The 19,366-nt window shown below is 68.6% G+C and carries 18 protein-coding genes; 13 read left to right on the top strand and 5 right to left on the bottom strand.

All coding sequences use genetic code 11. The features are described 5' to 3' along the window. Positions 1-170: 170 nt before the first annotated feature. The 9 genes from K344_RS0101160 to K344_RS0101200 all read left to right on the top strand — a co-directional run bounded on the left by K344_RS0101160 (position 171) and on the right by K344_RS0101200 (position 8,077). On the top strand, positions 171-1,052 hold the full coding sequence (locus K344_RS0101160) for an SDR family NAD(P)-dependent oxidoreductase (RefSeq protein WP_211234442.1): 882 nt from the start codon (positions 171-173) through the stop codon (positions 1,050-1,052). Positions 1,053-1,065: 13 nt separating this feature from the next. Continuing rightward, positions 1,066-1,812 (top strand): glutathione binding-like protein, encoded by a 747-nt coding sequence (locus K344_RS0101165; protein WP_028079137.1) that lies wholly within the window; start codon positions 1,066-1,068, stop codon positions 1,810-1,812. Positions 1,813-1,908: 96 nt separating this feature from the next. Then, on the top strand, positions 1,909-2,721 hold the full coding sequence (locus K344_RS0101170; RefSeq protein ID WP_028079138.1) for an SDR family oxidoreductase: 813 nt from the start codon (positions 1,909-1,911) through the stop codon (positions 2,719-2,721). Between the two features lie 70 nt (positions 2,722-2,791). Further along, entirely contained in the window at positions 2,792-3,577 is a 786-nt protein-coding gene (locus K344_RS0101175) for an SDR family NAD(P)-dependent oxidoreductase (protein WP_028079139.1), read from the top strand. Positions 3,578-3,593: 16 nt separating this feature from the next. Continuing rightward, entirely contained in the window at positions 3,594-3,797 is a 204-nt protein-coding gene (locus K344_RS0101180) for a hypothetical protein (RefSeq protein WP_028079140.1), read from the top strand. After that, entirely contained in the window at positions 3,790-5,481 is a 1,692-nt protein-coding gene (locus K344_RS0101185) for an FAD-dependent oxidoreductase (RefSeq protein ID WP_028079141.1), read from the top strand. The genes K344_RS0101180 and K344_RS0101185 overlap by 8 nt, the downstream gene beginning before the upstream one ends. 24 nt (positions 5,482-5,505) lie before the next feature. After that, positions 5,506-6,321 carry a VOC family protein gene (locus tag K344_RS0101190; protein WP_157622702.1) on the top strand — a complete coding sequence of 272 codons (816 nt, stop codon included), beginning with the start codon at positions 5,506-5,508 and terminating at the stop codon, positions 6,319-6,321. Positions 6,322-6,522: 201 nt separating this feature from the next. Further along, entirely contained in the window at positions 6,523-7,743 is a 1,221-nt protein-coding gene (locus tag K344_RS0101195; protein WP_028079143.1) for a cytochrome P450, read from the top strand. A 10-nt stretch (positions 7,744-7,753) separates the two neighbouring features. Next, positions 7,754-8,077 (top strand): 2Fe-2S iron-sulfur cluster-binding protein, encoded by a 324-nt coding sequence (locus tag K344_RS0101200; protein ID WP_028079144.1) that lies wholly within the window; start codon positions 7,754-7,756, stop codon positions 8,075-8,077. A 374-nt stretch (positions 8,078-8,451) separates the two neighbouring features. Here K344_RS0101200 and K344_RS0101205 read toward each other — a convergent pair whose 3' ends face one another. From K344_RS0101205 to K344_RS0101220, 4 genes are read right to left on the bottom strand one after another with little or no spacing between them, the layout of a single operon-like run. Then, positions 8,452-9,342 carry an SDR family oxidoreductase gene (locus K344_RS0101205; RefSeq protein WP_051361747.1) on the bottom strand — a complete coding sequence of 297 codons (891 nt, stop codon included), beginning with the start codon at positions 9,340-9,342 and terminating at the stop codon, positions 8,452-8,454. A 49-nt stretch (positions 9,343-9,391) separates the two neighbouring features. Continuing rightward, positions 9,392-11,029, bottom strand: coding sequence for a GMC family oxidoreductase (locus K344_RS0101210; protein WP_028079146.1), 1,638 nt, complete (start codon positions 11,027-11,029; stop codon positions 9,392-9,394). A 49-nt stretch (positions 11,030-11,078) separates the two neighbouring features. Next, positions 11,079-11,888 carry an SDR family NAD(P)-dependent oxidoreductase gene (locus K344_RS0101215; protein ID WP_028079147.1) on the bottom strand — a complete coding sequence of 270 codons (810 nt, stop codon included), beginning with the start codon at positions 11,886-11,888 and terminating at the stop codon, positions 11,079-11,081. A 44-nt stretch (positions 11,889-11,932) separates the two neighbouring features. Continuing rightward, on the bottom strand, positions 11,933-12,541 hold the full coding sequence (locus K344_RS0101220; RefSeq protein WP_028079148.1) for a glutathione S-transferase N-terminal domain-containing protein: 609 nt from the start codon (positions 12,539-12,541) through the stop codon (positions 11,933-11,935). A gap of 449 nt (positions 12,542-12,990) precedes the next feature. Here K344_RS0101220 and K344_RS19565 point away from each other — a divergent pair, with 449 nt between their 5' ends. The 4 genes from K344_RS19565 to K344_RS0101240 all read left to right on the top strand — a co-directional run bounded on the left by K344_RS19565 (position 12,991) and on the right by K344_RS0101240 (position 18,511). Further along, positions 12,991-15,219, top strand: a complete 2,229-nt coding sequence (locus K344_RS19565; protein ID WP_051361748.1) for a molybdopterin-containing oxidoreductase family protein — start codon at positions 12,991-12,993, stop codon at positions 15,217-15,219. Between the two features lie 78 nt (positions 15,220-15,297). Beyond that, positions 15,298-16,107 (top strand): SDR family NAD(P)-dependent oxidoreductase, encoded by an 810-nt coding sequence (locus K344_RS0101230; protein WP_051361749.1) that lies wholly within the window; start codon positions 15,298-15,300, stop codon positions 16,105-16,107. Positions 16,108-16,188: 81 nt separating this feature from the next. Further along, positions 16,189-17,568: a phosphotransferase gene (locus K344_RS0101235; RefSeq protein ID WP_028079150.1), complete on the top strand. Its 1,380-nt coding sequence runs from the start codon at positions 16,189-16,191 to the stop codon at positions 17,566-17,568. A 40-nt stretch (positions 17,569-17,608) separates the two neighbouring features. Further along, positions 17,609-18,511, top strand: coding sequence for an SDR family NAD(P)-dependent oxidoreductase (locus tag K344_RS0101240; protein WP_028079151.1), 903 nt, complete (start codon positions 17,609-17,611; stop codon positions 18,509-18,511). A 10-nt stretch (positions 18,512-18,521) separates the two neighbouring features. Here K344_RS0101240 and K344_RS0101245 read toward each other — a convergent pair whose 3' ends face one another. Beyond that, positions 18,522-19,340, bottom strand: coding sequence for an SDR family NAD(P)-dependent oxidoreductase (locus tag K344_RS0101245; RefSeq protein WP_028079152.1), 819 nt, complete (start codon positions 19,338-19,340; stop codon positions 18,522-18,524). Positions 19,341-19,366: the final 26 nt, after the last annotated feature.

A 19,366-nucleotide genomic window follows, 5' to 3' on the forward strand; every position in this document is an offset into this window, starting at 1 on the left:
ATTCGCCGAATCAAAAGCTAACATTCCGTCAGTAGTTGGAACAAGATCACAAGTGCAACCGCCCCGCGGCGCACGACTTCCCGGACCTCGAGGCCGACCCGGGACAGCCAACAGGCCATCGTGAGGAGGTTACATGGTCGTCTTGCTCCAGGCTGCCGCATGCCGTTGGCGTGGCGCCCTGCCTTTCCCACGCATTCCCCTTGCTTCGGCGGCCCGCACGCGGCTGCCGTGTTTCGCCTGGCGTGCCCGCCTGCAGTGGGCATGGGGAGAATGAATCCATGAAGGGTCTCGCAGGCAAAAGGATCGTGATCGCAGGCGCCGCTACCGGCATCGGCGCGGCCACCGCGGAACGCCTTGCCGCAGAGGGCGCGCGCGTGATCGTCGGCGACATCAATGTCGACGGTGCGCGGGCCACGGCGGAGCGCATCGGCAAGGCCGGCGGCGAAGCCAGAGCCGTGGCGTTCGACATGGCCGACGGCGCTTCCATCGCGGCGCTGATCGCTTCGGCCGTCTCGGGCTTCGGCGGCATCGACGGCCTGGCCAATGTCGCCGCCGACCTGTCGCCGCAGACCATGGGCGGCGATGCCGACGTGCTCAACATGTCGGTGTCGATCTGGGAACGCACCTTCCGCGTCAACGTGATCGGCTACGCGCTGGCCTGCCAGGCGGCCATCCGCGAGTTCACCCGCCAAGGCAAGGGCGGCGCCATCGTCAACGTGGCGTCCGAGGCCGCCAACGCCGGCGAGGACACGCGTCCCGCTTACGCGGCATCGAAAGCCGCGGTGACCGCGCTCACGCGCCATGTCGCGCTGCGCTTCGGCCCCGAAGGCATCCGTTGCAACAGCGTGGCGCCGGGCATCGTGCTGAGCGAGACCGCCATCGAACAGATGCCGGCCGACTTCAAGCAGAAGTGGCTGATGATGACCACGGTGCGCCGCTTCGGCCGCCCCGACGACATCGCCGGCACCATCAGCTTTCTGCTGTCCGACGATTCCAGCTACATCCACGGACAGGTCTGGCACGCCAATGGCGGCAGCCACTTTCACGGTTGAACCGGAGCACATCATGTTCGACGTCTATTGCACGCAGTTCGGCGCCACGCCCAATGTCTACAAGGTGCTGGTACTGCTCGAGGAACTGGGGCTGGAGCATCGCATCATCCCGGTGGATATCCGCCGCGGCGAGCAGTTCCGCCCGGAGTTTCTCAAGATCAGCCCCAACAACAAGGTGCCGGTGCTGATCGACCACGCGCCGGCCGACGGCGGCGAGCCGCTGGCGGTGTTCGAGTCCGGGGCGATCCTGGTGTATCTGGCCGACAAGCAGCAGCGCTTCATCCCGCCGGTGAGCCAGCCGCGTGCGCGCAGCGAGGTGCTGCAATGGACGTTCTGGCAGATGGCCGGCTTCGGCCCGCACTGGGGACAGTTCGCGCACTACACCATGTACGCGCCCGAGCCCATGCCCTACCCCACCGAGAAGGCGCGGCGCGAGCTCGACCGGCTGTTCGGCGTGCTCGACACGCGGCTCGAAGGCCGCGAGTTCATCGCGCAGGACCAGTACAGCATCGCCGACATCATCAGCTTCGCGTCGACGATGAGCTACGAGCGCTTCAGCCCGCACATCGACCAGCTGTTTCCCAACTTCTGGCGCTGGTGGAACGCGATCCGCGAGCGCCCGGCGGTGAAGCGCGCGTTCGATCAGCAGGCCGTCCGCAACGACACCGGCGGCAAGCCTTACGCGGAAGATCCGCTGGCGATGAAGATGATCTTCCAGCAGACCAGCCGCTATCTCAAAGGCGAGCTGCCCACGGCCTGAGCCCGCGTGCGACATCCGTCGCGCGCGCGCATTACTGACTGTTCGTCAGTTTTATTTCAATCGGCGGCCGCGACGGCCGCATGGCGGAGACGTCAAATGGATCTAGGTATTGCAGGAAAGATCGCGATCGTCACGGGCGGCTCGCACGGCATCGGCCGCTCGATTTCGGATGAGCTCGGCCGCAACGGCGTCAAGGTGGTGGTGGTGGCGCGTGGGCAGGAACAGCTCGACGCAACCGTCGCCGCCATCCGCGCCGAAGGCGGTGAAGCGGTCGCGGTGTCGGCCGACCTCACCTCGCTGGACATGCACGATCACGTCGTCGCGCAGACCGTCGCGGCCTTCGGCAGCACGCCCGACATCGCCATCTATTCGCCGGTGGCGCCGCCGCCGGGCCCGTTCGAGCAGTTCACCGACGAGGACTTCGACCGCTCCTACGCCTACGTGGTGAAGGGCTTCGCGCATTTCGTGCGCGCGGTGTCGCCGGGCATGAAGCAGAAGCGCTGGGGCCGCATCATCACCATCGGCTCGGGCTGCGGCAAATGGCCGGTGCGCAGCTCCACCGCCGGCTTCGACTACGTGCTGGCCAACACCAACCGCCCGGCGGCTCTGGGCCTGTCGCGCAGCATCGCCGATGCGCTGGGGCCGTTCGGCATCACCGTCAACACGATTCCGCCGGGCTTCGTCGAAACCGGCGAAAACTACCAGGCCTGGTTCCAGTACTGCGCCGACAACGCCGGCCAGAGCTACGACGACTTCATGGCCCACCTGCTCAAGCGCATTCCGCTGAACCGCTTCGGCCGGCCCGAGGAAGTGGGCCATCTGGCGGCCTTCCTGTGCTCGCAGAGCGCCGGCTACATCACCGGGCAATACCTGGTGGTGGATGGCGGCAACATGGAGACCTACTACTGATCCAGGGCACGTCCTGCCGCGGGTCATCGGTCGCTTTTTTCAGTCGCAATCGACAGTGGAGCAGCACGACATGGGCAAGCTGGACGGAAAGGTCGCCGTGGTCACCGGCGCGGGCCGCGGCATCGGCCGCGCCATCGCATTGGCCTATGCCGCCGAAGGCGCGAAAGTGGTGGTGGCCTCGCGCACCGGCTCGACGGTGGACAAGGTGGTGGGCGAAATCGTCGCCGCGGGCGGAACGGCGCTCGGCCTGAGCTGCGACGTCGCCCAGCGCCAGCAGGTTTTCGCCATGATCGAAAAGGCCGCACAGACGTTCGGCACGATCGACATCCTCGTCAACAACGCGCAGGGCTTCGGCAAGGAAGGCGCGCTGACGCACGCGCCGGTGTTCGTGCCGATCCAGGACTTCGATGAAGAGGTGCTGGAATTCACGTTCCGCTCGGGCTTCATGTCGACCCTGTGGGCGATGAAGGCCGCGTTCCCATACCTGAGCCGTGCGGGCGGCAAGATCATCAACTTCGGCTCGCCGCAGGCGCAGGTCAATCTCGAAGGCGGCATGGCATACAACATGACCAAGGAAGCGGTGCGCTCGCTGTCGCGCACCGCAGCCCGCGAATGGGGGCCGCTGGGCATCACCGTCAACGTGATCAATCCGATCATGCTGACCGACGCGCTCAAGGAGGCCTATGAGACGGCGCCGACGACTTTCGACGGCACCATCGCCCAGGTGCCGCTGCGCCGCTTCGGCAAGCCGGAAACCGACCTCGCGCCGGTGGCGGTGTTCCTGGCCAGCCGCGACTCCGACTTCCTCACCGGCATGACCATGCAGGTGGATGGCGGCTTCTTCATGCGCGCCTGAGACCGGACGACACGGCATGACGATGGGCAGGCGGGTGCGGATCGGAAGCTTCGTCGGCGACGTCACCGGCCGCCGGAACGGCGGTGGAGGGACGGCGTACAGCAGGCTCGCGCATGCGCCGACCGGGCCGCGGCCAATCGAGCGCCGGCGGCAGGCCGGCGCGCGCACCGGCGAGACGCCGCGGCCGATGCTGCCGGCCGATCCGTCGCTGCATGCCTGACGGCGACGGCGTGGACGGCCGCTTCGACGTCGTGGTCGCCGGCTCGGGCAGCGCCGGTCTTTCGGCCGCGACCGTCGCCGCAAGGCACGGGCTGAAGGTGCTGCTGCTGGAGAAGACCGCCTATTTCGGCGGCGCCACGGCCTGGTCCGGCGGCGGTTGCTGGGTGCCCGCCAATCACCTGATGCTGGCGGCCGGCCTGCACGACGACGCGGCTCGCGCCACGCGCTACGTGCAGCAGGTGGTCGGCGATGCGCTGCGTGGCCATCTGCTCGATCGCTTCCTGCGCTACGCCCCGCAGATGCTGCTGTGGTTCGAGCAGCACACGCAGCTGCGCTTCGAACTCACCGGCGCGATGCCGGACTATCACTCCGAGCTGGAGGGCGCCGCCGCCCAGGGCCGCCTGCTGGTGCCGCAGGAATTCGACGGGCGCAGGCTCGGCGCGCGCTTCGCGCAGCTGCGGCCGGCCCTGCAGGAGTTCAATGCGCCCGGCGGCATGATGGTGGGCTTCGCCGACGCCGATCACCTCATCAACGCCACGCGTTCGTGGCGCTCCGCATGGCATACGCTGAAGCTGGCCGCGCGCTACGCGGCGGATCGCCTGCGCGGCCATGCGCGCGGCACGCGCCTGACCATGGGCAATGCGCTGGCGGCGAGGCTGCTGGCATCCGCGGCCGACGCCGGCGTGACGCTTTGCAACCATAGCGCCGCGCTCGGCTTGCTGCGCGATGGTTCGCGCGTCGACGGCGTGCTGGTGCGCGTCGCCGGCGAGACGCGGCGCGTGTCCGCCAGCCGCGGCGTGGTGCTGGCCAGCGGCGGCTTCTCGGCCGACCCGGCGATGCGCGCGCAATACATTCCCTACGCCGAACATCACCAGTCGCTGATGCCGGAGGGCAACACCGGCGACGGCCTGAGGATGGCGCAGGCGGTCGGCGCGGCGATGAACCCGCGCAATCCGAGCAACGCCGCCTGGAACGTGATCTCGCTGCATCGCCGCCGCGACGGCAGCCTGCAGAAATTCCCGCACCTGTTCCTGGACAAGCCCAAGCCCGGCTGCATCGCCGTCAACGCGCACGGCCGGCGCTTCGGCAACGAGGCCTCGCTGATGTTCACCGAGGCCATGCACGCCAGCGGCTCGGTGCCGGCCTGGCTGATCTGCGACGGCCGCTTCATCCGCCGCTACGGGCTCGGCCTGGTGTATCCCGGCGGCCACGGCATCAAGCGCCTGCTGCGCGACGGCTACCTGATCGAGGCCCCGACGCTGGCCGAACTGGCGCAGCGCCTGCAGATGCCGGCCGATGCGCTGGTCGCCACCGTCGCCGAGTTCAACCGTCACGCCACCCGCGGCCAGGACCCCCTGTTCGGCCGCGGCGTCAGCGGCTTCGACCTGTCGATGGGCGATCCCGCGCATCGTCCCAATCCGTCGCTCGGCGTGCTGGAGCGGGCGCCGTTCTATGCCGTGAAGATCTTTCCCGGCGACGCGACGACCACGCTCGGCCTCAACGTCGACGGCCACGGCCGCGCACTCGACGCCGGCGGCCAGCCGATCGACGGGCTCTACGCCTGCGGCCTGGACATGAACTCGCTGTGGGCCGGGCGTCCGCCGGGCAACGGCTGCAACCATTCCGTCAATCTCACTTTCGGCTACCTGATCGCACGCCATCTCGCCGGCGTGCCGGCCGGCTAGCCGTCAACAATGGAGACTGCTTCGATGCGCCCTACCCGCATGTGCCGCGTGGCTTACGTGACCGACGACATCGACCGCAACGTCGCGGCCTTCGAGCGCGCGTTCGGCCTGACCTTCAAATGGCCCGACATGGGCGACATCGGCGTGCGCGTCTGCATCGGCGAGCACGGCCTGGAGCCGCTGCAGCCGCAGCGCGACCTGCCGTTCCTGCACGGCATCCCGCATCCGCTGCTCGAAGTGGCGCTCGCGGTGGACGATGCGGACACGGTGAAAGAGGCACTGGTGGCGGCCGGACATGTCGTCACCGCGCCCAGCTGGCTGCCGATACCGGCCAAGTTCGAATACCTTTTCGGGCCGAGCTTCCACGGCATTCCGCTGATGATCTGCACCGACGGCGACAACGAGGCGCAGCTGGCGCCGTTCAAGGACCTGGAGTCGGCGGCCGCGCCCAAGCTCGGCCTGGTGAGCCTGACGGTGCCGGACCTCGACGCAGCGGCTGCGGATTTCGAACGCTTCTTCGGCATGCGCTTCGGCGATGCCGATGCCGCCGGGCTGGGCCGGCGCGCCAAGACCGGCGCCCATCGCATCAAGCTGGTGGAAGGCGCGGCCGATGCGAGCCTCGCCGCCGCAGTGCGCGCGCCGCTCGCGGCCCTGGAGTTCATGGTCGACGACGTCGAGGCCACGCGTGCGCGCCTGCAGCAGCAGGGCTCGAAGATCTTGCTGAGCCATCGCCTGGCCAGCGGCCGGCACAAGCATTACCTGCAGATCGAAGGCCTGCCGCTGGCGATCTACGACGCGGCCGACGATCGCGCCGAACGCGGCCTGCCGCAGTCCGGATGAAGAGGCCGTGGCGGCGCGCAACCTTGATCGGCTCCTGCCGATTCCCTTGGACGATCAGGCGGTAAATATGGATTTTCCGATATGGCTTGTTCACCAAGCCCCAAGCAAACTGACCCACCACCAGCCGCAGCCAGCAGCCTCTTTCGAGCGCCTGCCAGCCGCTGCGGACATCAGCAGCACCTTCATCCCGCGGAGGACACGGTGATTCCCGATCTCAAGCAGCTCGACCCGGCCAAATTCGAACATCTCGACTTCGACATGTATGGCCAGGCCATCAAGTCCGACCCGTCGAAGTATTTCCTCAAGTGGGCGCAGCAGCCGCCGCGCTACATCCGCCAGGACGGCCACATCCACGCGTTCGCCACCCGCCACAAGGACGTGAAGTTCGGCCTGATGAACCAGGAGTTCATCAGCGCCGTGCCGGTGCCCGGCACCGGACTCGACAACATCGACTACTTCAACGGCCTGCCGATCATCGTCGAAGTGGATCCGCCGCAGCACACGCGCCTGCGCCGCCTGATGCAGCCCGCGTTCACGCCGCGCCGCGTGGCCGAGGCGCAGGCCGGCCTCAATGCGCTGGCCCACCAGATGATGGACCAGCTCGAAGCGCGCGGCAGCGACATCGACGTGATGGCCGACGTCGCCATCCCGTTCGCGGTGACTGTGCTCCTGGGCCACTTCCTGGCGGTGCCGCAGCAGGACTGGCCGCTGTTCCTGCACTACTCGCACTCGATGAGCCTGGTCGGCAACCTCAAGGCCGGCGAACCCAAGCCCAAGGAATACATGGATGCCTACAACGCCATGTATGCCTACTGCGAGAAGCTCATCGAGCAGCGCCGCGTCGAACCCAAGGATGACCTCATCGGCAGCATCATCGACTCCGACATCACCACCGAGGAGCTGTTCGCCACGCTGATGGTGCTGCTCACCGGCGGCATCGGCACCATCTCGGCCACCATCGGCCTGGCCGCGCTGCGCTTCGGCCGCCACCCGGACCAGATGGAACTGCTGCGCAGCGATCCCTCGCTGATCAACAGCGCCATCGAGGAGGTGCTGCGCATCGACTGCCTCGGCAACTTCCGCCATCGCTGGGCCAAGAAGGATTTCGAGTTCGAAGGCCTGCAGGTCTGGAAGGGCATGCCCATCGCGCTGTCGCTGGGCGCCGCCAATTATGACCCGGAGCTGTATCCCAATCCCGAGAAGTTCGACATCCGCCGCGCGCCGACCGACGTGTCCTCGTTCGGCTACGGCATTCACTTCTGCATCGGCCAGGCCATCGCGCGGCCGTCGGTGCGCACCGCCACGCTGGCGCTGATCCAGCGCTTCCCCGCGCTGCGCCTGGCCACGCCGGACTTCGAGCCGCTGTGGGGCGGGCTGCCCACCGAGCGCTCGCCGGTGAACGTCAACATGAAGATCAAGTGAGCCGACGCCCATGCTGACGGTCAACTTCATCCTCGCCGACGGCAGCAAGCGCGCGGTGCAGATCGCGCCGGGGCGCACGGTCAAGGAGGCGGCGGAGGACAACCTCATCCCCGGCGTGCTCGCGCTGTGCGGCGGTACCTGCACCTGCGGCACCTGCCACGTCTACGTGGGCGATGCCTGGGTGGAGCGCTTCGCCAAGCCCTCGATCGACGAAGAAGGGCTGCTGGAAGGCACCGCCGCCGAACGCCGCGAGGGCAGCCGCCTCAGCTGCCAGCTGCCGCTGACCGAGGACATGGACGGCATCACCGTCACCGTCCCCGACCAGCAGCAATAGAACGACTGCAGGCCGCGGCCAGTGCGGGCACCCTCGATACGACAGCGTCGAGGGCCGCGGCCAGCGAAGCCACTGGCTTCAGCGAAGACCGCCGCGGCATCGACCGCGGCGCCGCGACCGCCAACACCGCGTCCACCAGCCGCGACCTGCAGCGCATGGAAACCTTCACCCGCGTCTACGACACGGGGCTCGAGGAGTTCGGCCGCGTCGGCGTGCGGGACGCCAAGGCGAGCGAGGTCGGCCTGCGGGCCGCGTGGCTAAGGGCACCTTCTTCTTTCACTTCCCGACCAGGGACCAGGTGCTGCTGGAGCGCCAGCGCCGTATCTCCGTGGCGGTGGCCAAGCGTATCGACACGGCGTGGCAGCCCGGGCCCGTCACGGCGGATCAGCGCCCACGGTGGCCGCCACGAGCGCTTCGCTGATGTCCCACAGGCGCCGCGCGCCCTCGTCGCTGCGCGCGGCTGCGCTGGGCTGACGCAGCTTGCGGCGAGCGTAGTAGCCGCCGCTGCGACCTTCGAGCGAAGCATCGGTGGCGAGCCAGACGATGGTGTCGGCGCCGCGCTCGGGCGTGAGCATGAAGTGGCGCGTGATGCGGTCGAGCGCGCGCATCCACGCGCTGCCATGCGTGCCGAAGCGCGAATGCACCGCGCCCGGATGCGCCGCATTGGCGGTGACGCGATCCGGCGGCAGGCGCCGCGCCAGCTCGCGCACGTGCAGGATGTTGGCGAGCTTGGCCTGGCCATAGGCGCGCAGCACCACGAAGCCCTGGCGCATCTGCAGATCGTCCCAGCTCATGTCCCTGACGAAGCCGTGCGCCACCGACGACACGTTGACGATGCGCGCCGGCGCCGCCCGCTCCAGCAACGGCAGCAGCCGCTGCGTGAGCAGGAAGTGGCCGAGATGATTCGCAGCGAAGGTGGACTCGAAGCCCTCGTCGGTGAGGCGATAGCCATCGGCAAGCCCGCCGGCATTGTTCACCAGCACGTCGACGCGATCGGTCAGCGCGGCGATGGCATTGCTCGCGCGGCGCACCTGCGCCAGCGAACCGAGGTCGCACAGCACCAGGTCGAGCGCGGCCGGGCCGCCGACCGCGGCGCGGATCTGCGCCAGCGCAAGCTCGCCGCGTTCACGGCTGCGCACCACCACGATCACGCGGTAGCCCTGCCTGGCCAGTGCCGTCGCGGTCACCTGGCCCAGCCCGGAACTGGCGCCGGTGACCACCGCCGTGCGGGCGCCGGCGCCCGCATGTGTCGGTCGTGCTGACATCGCTGTCTCCTGTCTTGCCGCGAGCCAAGGTGATGGCGCCGCCAAGGGTTCATCGGCGCATGTCGTCCAGAATCAGGTCCGCTGCGCGCCAGGCCAGCGCCATCACCGGACCGCAGGGATTGGCGGACAGCTGCTCGGGCAATACCGACACGTCCATCACCCGCAGGCCTTGCACGCCGCGCACGCGCAGGCGTTCGTCGAGCACCGCCATGGGATCGTCGGCACGGCCCATCTTGCAGGTGCCGCAGCCGTGGAAACTGGTGGAGCCGAAGCGGCGCCCGTAGTCGATGATCTCGTCGTCGGTATGCACGCCGGCGGTGGCGCCCACCTCGCCCTCCACGTAGGGAGCCAGCACCGGCTGCGACATCAGCCGGCGAATGAACCGGACCAGGCCGATGGTCACCTGCCGGTCGTAGTCGGTGAGCAGATAGGCCGGCGAAATCTTCGGCAGCTGCGCCATGTCGGCGGATTGCGCGGTGACGCTGCCCTGGCTGGTACCGCGCAGCGGATAGCCGAACATGTGCATGCCCGGCTGCTTCTCCATCGCCGCGCCACCCTTGGCCATGGCCTCGAAATCCAGGCTGTAGGGCGCGAACATCAGCTGCGCGTCGGGGCGATCGAGGTCCGGGCGCGTGCGGATGAAGGCGGACATCTGCGTGGAGCCCCAGGACATCAGGCCGCGATGCGCCACCAGGTAATGCAGCACATGCCCGAGCAGACGCAGGCCGGCGTAGTCGCGGTTCTCGCTGTCCTGGGCATGGCGCAGGCGGAACTGCAGCCAGAAGTTCCAGTGCTCGCGCAGGTTGGCGCCCACGCCGGGCAAGTCCTGCAGCAGCGGAATGCCGAGCGACTGCAGCAGCGGCGCCGGGCCGATGCCGGACACCTGCAGCAGCTGCGGCGAATGGATGGCGCCGGCGCTCAGGATCACTTCTCCCTGCGCGCGATACTGCGCGGCGCTGCCGTCAGCGAGCGTGCAGGCCACGCCGACGGCGCGCCGGCCTTCGAACAGCACGCGGTCCACGCGGGTCTGCGTCAGGATCCTCAGGTTGGCCCGGGCGCGCACCTCGGGCGTGAGAAAGGCCTTGCCGGCGCTGACGCGCTCGCGCGTCTTCGGGTCGATGTTGTAGACGATGTAGCTGATGCCTTCCTGATTCGGAAGATTGGGCTCTTCCTTGATCGGCAGGCCCATGGCCTTGCCGGCCTGCAGGATGGCCTCCGACAGGCGCGGCTTTTGCGGATGCAGCATCAGGTCCAGCGGACCGCCGCGGCCGCGAAAATCCGTGGCCGGCAGCTCGTGGTTTTCGAGCTTGATGAAATACGGCAGCACCTCGCGCCAGCTCCAGCCCGCAAGGCCGAGTTCGGCGAGGCGGTCATAGTCCTGCGGCTGGCCGCGGTGATAGACCATGCCGTTGACCGCGCTCGATCCGCCGATGAGCTTGCCGCGCCACCATTTTTCCGGCCGTGCGCCGGGCACGCGCTCGTGGTGGTCGGTGTCGTAGAACCAGGCGCGCCTGGGATCGGTCATGAGCTTGCCGAAGCCCTTGGGCATCCTGACCATGAAGCTGTCGTCCGACGGGCCGGCTTCGATCAGCAGCACCCGGTGTGCAGGATTCTCCGACAGCTGGCGCGCCAGCACGCAGCCGGCAGTGCCGCCGCCGGCGATGATGATGTCGTAGATCTCGGCCACGCCGCTCTCCGTCTTGATGTCAGGTGATCCGCTCGCGAGCGGCGCGTTGTTACAGGGTGAAGCCGCCGTCGAGCAGGATGGTCTGGCCGGTGATGTACCGGGCCTGGTCGGATGCCAGAAAGGCGAACAGGTCGCCGGCCTCGGACGGCGTGGCGGGCCGGTCGATCCCGTTGATGAGCTGGTTGAGCAGCACGGTGGTGCGCTCTTCCTGCGTCTGCGGGTCGGCGGGATTTTCGCGCGGGATCCAGTTGCGGAACTGCTCGCGGGTATAGGCATGCACCCAGCCGATGCCGACCGCGTTGCTGCGGATGCCGTTCTCGCGTTCCTCCTTGGCGATCTGCCGCACCAGCGCTTCCACCGAACCTTTCGACAGCGGCGAAATGCCGTCGAAGGCGACGTAGCGGCGCAGCGCCATGGTGCTGCAGGTGGTGATCGATCCGCCGCCGCCGGCCCTCATCGCGCGGATCGCGGTATGGAACACGCGGTAGTAGCCCAGCGCATCGCCCCACATGAACTTCTCCACCTCCTCGATACTGAAATCCGCGAGGCGGTTGAAGGTGACCGGCACGCCCGCACCGCAGGCCACGGTGTGCAGGCGCCCGTGTTCGCTCACCACCTGGTCGACCACGGCCTGGATCGAGGCGATGTCGGTCATATCCATGGTCTGCGCGGTCACGGCGTGGCCGGCGTCGCGCAGCTCGGCCTGCAGCGCCTGCGCGCGTTCCTTGCTGGCGCCGCGATAGGTGAACACCACCGGCACGCCGGCGGCGGCCAGCCGGCGCACCACGCCTTCGCCGACGTTGCCGGTGCCGCCGGTGACCAGCGCGCCGCCCTCGGGATACGTCAGAGTGATCGTCATGGTTTTGCTCCTCGTCGCCAAGGTGGAATTGCTGAAACGGGCCTTCAGCCGCCGAGCCCTTCGGCCGCCAGCGCACGCACCACACCGGGCCGCGCCGCGATGGCCGCGGCATGGCGCGCGAGGCTCGGCCATTGGGCGATGTCGATGCCAACCGACTTGCACCAGCGCGTGGTCACGTACAGGAAGGTGTCGGCCACGCTGTAGTCGTCGCCCAGCAGATACGGCTGCGCGCCCAGCACCTTCGCCGCATACGCATAGCGGTTCGACAGCTTCTGCACGGTGCCGGCGAGCACCGCCGGCGGCGCGTCGGCGATGGTGAAGCGCATGAACACCTGGTGCAGCTCCGACGAAACGAAGTTGAGCCACTCGGCCAGGCGGTAGCGCCCGAAACTGCCGGCCGGCGGCGCCAGGCGCGCCGCAGGTGCGAGGTCGGCGATGTACTGCAGGATGGCCGCGCTCTCGGTGAGCACCTGGCCGTCGTCGAGCACCAGCGCAGGCACGCAGCCTTTCGGGTTCACCGACAGCAGGCTGTCGCCGTCGGCCGTCAGCTTGGTGGCGTGATCGATGCGCGCCAGCGTGTGCGGCAGGCCGGCCTCTTCAAGCGCGATGTGCGCGGCCAGCGCGCATGAATCGGCGGCGTAGTACAGCTTCATGCGGATTCTCCTCGTCGTCTCGCTTGCGGCGCCGTTGGCTCGACGCGCCCTTGTCTTTTGGCGAACCTCTGCACCGCAAAAAAACACGCCGCTCTGGCGCGCTTTTCTCCGGGCGGTGCGGAGTTGACCTTACGATAGTAAAGCATCTTTAGGCCATGAAGCAGTTCGGCCCGAACCGCCCAGGCGCCGGGGCCTTCCAGCTTTCCTGCATTCACCGGCCGGCAATATTTGTAACTGACGCTATATCAGTTTTATACTGATTCCTCAAGCGCACGTCCGATGCGCCGCATACAGGAGGAGAGCAGACCAAGGCGCTCGGAGCGCTACACGCATCGCCGGCTGCCCGTTCGAGCAGGCCGCAGACGACAACGACAACAGCCGCGGCACCATCGCAATCACTGCGCTTCCCAAACTGCGCGGTCCGCGGACGCTGGTGCATTGGAGAGAACATGCCTACCGACAAGGTCAACTTTGTCTGCAGGATCTGCCAGGCCTGCTGCAATCTGGTGGCGGTGCGCGACGACGGCCTGATCCGGGACATCCGCGGCGACAAGACCGATCCCGTGTACCACGGCTATTCCTGCATCAAGGGCCGTGAAGCGGCCACCGTGCATGCGCTGCCATCGCGCCTGCTGCATTCGATGAAGCGCCAGAGCGACGGCCGGCATGCGCCCATCGCCGCGCAGCGGGCGACAGCGGAGATCGCCGAACGGCTGCGGGCCATCGTCGCCGAGCACGGACCGCGCGCGGTGGCGCTGTACATCGGCACGCACGGCTACATCAACTTCCCCGCGCAGGCCCTGTCGTACTCGTTGATGAAGGCCATCGGCAGCCCGATGGTGTTCAACACCGCGACCATCGACCAGCCCGGCAAGGGCATCGCCATGGCGCTGCACGGCATCTGGCTGGCGGGCACGCCGCCGATCGAATCCTGGGACGCGCTGCTGCTGGTCGGCGCCAACCCGATCGTCTCGATGACCGGCGGCCTGGGCGTGAATCCCGCGCGCACGCTCAAGCAAGGGCAGTACCGCGGAATGAAGCTGATCGTGGTCGACCCGCGCGTGACCGAGACCGCGCGCCGTGCCGACGTCTTCCTGCAGTGCCGCCCGGGCGAGGACGCGGCGGTGCTCGCCGGCCTGATCCGTCAGCTGCTGGCCGACGGACACATCGACGCGGATTTCGTCGGCGCCGAGACCGAAGGCCTGGAAGCCTTGCGACAGGCGGTGGCGCCCTACACGCCCGAGCACGTCGCCGAGCGCGCCGGCATCCGCGCCGACGAACTGCTCGCCGCCGCGACGGTGCTCGGCGGCGCGCGGCGCGGCGCCGTGTTCTCGGGCACCGGCGCCAACATGTCCGGCCAGGCCAACATCGTCGAATACTTGGGCCGCGCGCTGAGCAGCCTGCGCGGCTGGTGGCTGCGTGCCGGCGAGGTCAAGGTCAACCCCGGCGTGCTGATCGACCCGCTGCCGCCGCTGGCGGCCTCGCCCGGGCCGTTCCCGGCGGCCGGCTTCGGCGAGAAGCTGCGCGTGCGCGGGCTCACCGACACCGCGGCCGGGCTGCCGACCGCCGCCTTGTCCGACGAGATCCTGTTGCCCGGCAGCGGACAGGTGAAGGCCTTGATCGTGGTCGGCGGCAATCCGATGGCGGCCTGGCCCGACCAGCTCAAGACCCAGGCGGCGATGGAGACGCTGGATCTGCTGGTCTGCCTGGACCCGCGCCTGGAGGGCACGAGCCGCTACGCGCATTACGTGCTGGCGCCGGCGCTGTCGCTGGAGGTGGAGAACACCACCGCCGTCAACGAACTGGTCAGCAGCTTCGGCCCCGGCTGGGGCTACGAGGCGCCTTACGCGCAGGTGTCGCCGCCGCTGCAGGCGCCGCCGCCCGGCGCCGATGTGCACGAGGAATGGTCGCTGCTCTACGACATCGCCCGCCACATGGGGCTGTCCTTGTCGATCAGGCCGCTGGCGATCCTCGATCCGGCACGCGCCGCGGCCCAGAGCAGCGAGGTCGACATGCAGCACAAGCCGACCACGCAGGACATCTGGCGCATGGTGCTCAAGGGTGCGCCGGTGGACTACGACAGCGTGCGCGCCGCCGGAGCCGGCGGCCATGTGTTCGAGCGCCCCCTGACGCGGGTCCAGCCGAAGCCCGAGGGCTGGAGCGGCCGCCTCCAGCTCGGCGCCGAACCGATGATGCAGGAGCTCGCGCGCATCGCCGCCGCCAGCGCCGCCCGCTCCGGCGCTGAAGAATTCCCGCTGCGACTGCTCAGCCGCCGCATGCACGACGTGCTCAATTCCAGCTGGCACGACAACCCGCGTCAGCAGCGTCCCTGGGCCTACAACCCGGCGTTCATGAACCCCGATGACCTGGCGCGCATCGGCGCCGGGTCCGGCGACATCGTCGAGATCCGCTCGGCGAGCGGCAGCATTCTCGGCGTGGCGCAGGCGGCGCCGGACGTGCGCCGCGGCTGCGTGTCGATGAGCCATTGCTGGGGCGGCAATCCCGATCAGCCCGACCGGCCCGAATCCGGAAGCAGCACCGCGCGGCTGCTGCGCAACGATCAGGATTTCGACCCGTATTCCGGCATTCCGCTGATGAGCGGCGTGCCGGTGCGCGTCTCGCGCGCTGCCGGGCAGCTGCCGGCGACGCAGGCGGCGGCGCTCGCCGCCGTCCCCTAAGCCCGCAAACCACCCGACGACAAAGACCGCGGACCTCCGCGACGCCCTCGCCGTCCCTCTGATTCGCAAGGAACTCTCATGTCTGCCAACGCGATGCTTCCCGAATCCTTCCGGCTGGACGGCCAGGTCGCCATCGTCACCGGCGGCGGCCAGGGCATCGGCCGCGCCAGCGCGCTCACGCTCGCCGCAGCCGGCGCCGCCGTGGTCTGCGTGGACCTGCCCAGCGGCAGCGGCGCCGAAACCGTTGCGCTGATCGAAAAAGCCGGCGGCCGCGGCCGGCTGGTGCTGGCCGACGTCACCCGGCCCGAGGACGTGCAGCGTCTGGCCGACGAGGCTTTCGCGACTTTCGGCGGGCGCATCGACATCCTCATGAACAATGCCGGCGGCGCGGTGTTCCGCCCCTTCCTCGACATCGACAAGGCACACTTCACGCAGCATTTCGAACTCAATGCGGCATCCGCCTTCCTGGTCACCCAGGCGGTGTCGCGGTACATGCTCGAGGCCGGCCGCGGTTCGGTGCTCAACGTCTCATCGGGCGCGGCGCGCTTCGGCATCCGCGGCATGGCTTCGTACTGCGTGGCCAAGGCCGCGGTCGAGCAGCTCACGCGCGCGATGGCGCAGGAGCTGGCCCCCAAGCTGCGTGTCAACTGCGTGTCGCTGGGCGCGGTACGCACGCCGGCGATGGACAGCTTCTTCGTCGCCGACCCGCAAGCCAAGCGCAAGATGGAGGAGCGAACGCCGCTGGGCCGCCTGGCCGAGCCGCAGGACATCGCCAACGCGGCGCTGTTCCTGTCGTCGCCGGCGGCGGCCTACATCACCGGCGCGGTGCTGCATGTCGACGGCGGCCTGCAGGACACCAACATGCCCTCGAAGCTGCCGGACCTCTGAGCCGGACGCACGCGCATCAACGCCGGCACTCACGGCGTCCACGGGCAGCACACCGCTTCAACCGCAACGGAGAACGCGCAGATGGGCACTATCGACACTTCCGCTTTCGACGCGCACGACCAGCGCGTGCACGCCTGGCTGGAGGGCCATCTGGGCAAGGTGCAAGCCTTCGTGCGACAGGCGCGCTGGCGTCCCGCCTGGGAAGTGGACGTGCAGACGCCCGCCGGCCTCGAATCGCTGATCGTGCGCGGACGCCGCGGCGTGGACTACGTCGGGCCGATGAGCTTGCGGCAGGAGATGGAGGTGCATCGCATCCTCGAACGCCACGGCGTGCCGGCGCCGAAAGTGCGCGGCCTCATCGAGGAGCCGCTGGCCATCGTCATGGAGCGCCTGCGCGGGCAGATCAGCCTGAGCACCGCCGTCAGCGACCAGGCGCGCGCCGCCATCCGCGAACAGTACGTGCAGGCGCTGGTGAAGCTGCACTCGATCGACATCGAGGAATTCCGCGCCGCCGGCCTGACGATTCCGGAGACGCCGCGCGAGACCACGCTGAACCTCTACAGCCTCTGTGAACGGCTGTACCGCAAGAAGAAGCGCAAGCCCTTCGCGGTGGTGGAATTCGTCTGCGAATGGGTGCGCCGCAACGTGCCCGCCCATCGCACACGCCGCGCCTTCGTCACCGGCGACTCCGGCCAGTTCCTGTTCGACGGCCACCAGCTGACCGGCCTGATCGATTTCGAGCTCGGCTACATCGGCGACCCCATCTCCGAATTCGCCGGCATGCGCATCCGCGATCCCTCGGAGCCGATCGACAACATCGACGGCCTGGTCGAGCGCTACGCACAGCTCACCGGCGATCGCGCCGACAAGTTCTCGCTGGAATACCACACCGCCGCCTTCGCCAACTGCACGCCGCTGCTGATGTCGTCCTTCGCTCAGGATCCCGGCCCGGAAGATGATTACGTCACCTACCTGAGTTTCTGTCTCGGCACTTCGCGCTGGACCATGACCTCGATCGCCTCGGCCATCGGCATCGAACTGCCGGCGATCGCCGATCCGCTGGAACGTCCGCTGAACTACGGCGGTGGCTATGCGCGCCTGTTCCAGGGCATCGCCACGATGTCCGAATCCGGCCCGGACGATGCGCCGGGATTCAGCCGCCAGCGCATGGAATGCCTGGGGCTGTATCTGGACCGCTGGAACCGCTACGGGCCGGACATCGTCGCCGCCGATCTCGACGGCGCCTCCGAGCTGCTGGGCAAGCGCCAGACCGACAGCGAAGCCGCCGAGTGGGCACTGGAAGCCCTCATTCCGCAGGCGAGTCCCGACCACGACGAGCGCTTCCTGCGCTACTTCCACGGCTGGCTCGAACGCCGCAATTTCCTGCTGCGCGGCTGCGGGCCGTCGGCCATGCTGGTCGACCAGAAGATGCAGCCGGTGAAGGGCCTTTCGACGATTTGAGACCCCGGCAGCGGGCGCCGCTTTTTACGGAGGAGCAACGGTGAATCAGGATCTGAGTGGCGTGGTGGCGGTGGTCAGCGGCAGCAGCCGCGGCATCGGCAGCGGCATCGCGCGGGCGCTGGGCCGGCACGGGGCGACGGTCTACGTCACCGGCCGCACCGCGCAGGCCGGACAGTCGCCCTACAAGGGCTCGGTCGCCGAGGTGGCCGAACAGGTGGACGCCGCTGGCGGCAAGGGCATCGGCGTGATCTGCGACTTCGGCAGCGACGAGCAGATCGCCGCGCTGTTCGAGCGCGTCGCGGCCGAGCAGAACGGCCGCCTGCACATCCTGGTCAACAACGCGGCGCACCTGACCGAGGAATCCAGCCTGATCGCGCCATTCTGGGAGAAGTCGCTGGACACGATACGGCTGCTCGACGTCGGCCTGCGCTCGTCCTTCGTCGCCAGCTGGCATGCGGCCAGGCTCATGGTGCCGCAGCGCAGGGGGCTGATCGTCAACACCTCCACCTATTCGGTGCTGTCGAGCATGATCGGGCTGGGCCCGGTCTACGGCACCCAGAAAGTGGGGCAGGACCGGCTCGCCTTCGAGCTGGCGGTGGAGCTGCGTCCGCACGCGGTGGCGGCGGTTTCCTACTGGTACGGCGCGGTGGCCACGGAGCGGCACCTAGCCGCCGCCGCCAAGGCCGGCGGCGAAGGCTATGGCGCGGGTTCGGCCGGCAGCTTCCGCGTGGTGGAATCGACGGAATTCAGCGGCCATGTGATGGCGGCCATGTACCACGATCCGAAGCTGATGGAGCGCTCCGGCCAGGCGCTGATCGTCGCCGAGCTGGCGCTCGAATACGGCATCCGCGACGCCGACGGCGTGCAGCCGCCGAGCTATCGCGAATACTTCGGCGGACCGCCAGCGCCCAATCCGCAGACTTCTCCGCCGACCGCCGCCTGAGCCGAGCCGATCAGTTGATGGCAGGCGAAATGCCGCCGTCCACGCGCAGGTTGGTGCCGTTGATGTAGCCCGACAGCGGGCTGGCGACGTAGGCGACGAGATTGGCGATGTCCTCGACCTCGCCCACGCGATCGACCGTTTGCGTCCAGAAATTGTCGAGCACGTAGCGCTCGGTGCGCCGGATGTCGTCGCCGAAGCCCAGGCCGGCGCCGACGCCGAGCATCCACTCGTCGAAGGTCGGCGTGCGCACGATGCCCGGCGACACGGTGTTGACCGTCACGCCGGTCTTGGCGAGCGCCTTGGACAGGCTCAGGGTCAGCCCGACCAGCGCGAGCTTGGCCGAGTTGTATTCGGCCACCATCGCCGGCGGCGTGGTCGCGGCGGAGCTGGCGATCTGGATCACGCGGCCCCAGCCGCGCTCGCGCATCGCCGGCACCAGCAGATGGATCAGGCGCACGGTGGCGACCACGTTCTTGTCGTACATCGGCGCCCAATGTTCCACCGGCACTTCGAAGAACGGGATATTGCCGTTCTCCGGATTGGCGCCGCCGGCATTGTTGACCAGGATGTCGATGCCGCCGAAGGCCGCCACCGCTTCGCGTGCCACACGCCCGGCCTGCTCGGCGTCGGTGAGATCGCCGACGACGAAGGCGGCGCTGCCGCCGCCGGCGCGAATCTGCTCGGCCACTTCGCGGGCCCGCGCCTCCGAGCGGCCGTGAACGACCACCGAGGCGCCTTCGGACGCGAGCACGCGCGCAATCTGGGCGCCGATGCCGGCGCTGCTGCCGGTGACCAAGGCGCGATGACGGCTTTCGAATTTCAGGTCCATACAGTTTCTCCCTGTGCTTGCCTCAG

The organism is Solimonas soli DSM 21787 (assembly GCF_000474945.1).
Lineage (GTDB): Bacteria > Pseudomonadota > Gammaproteobacteria > Nevskiales > Nevskiaceae > Solimonas > Solimonas soli.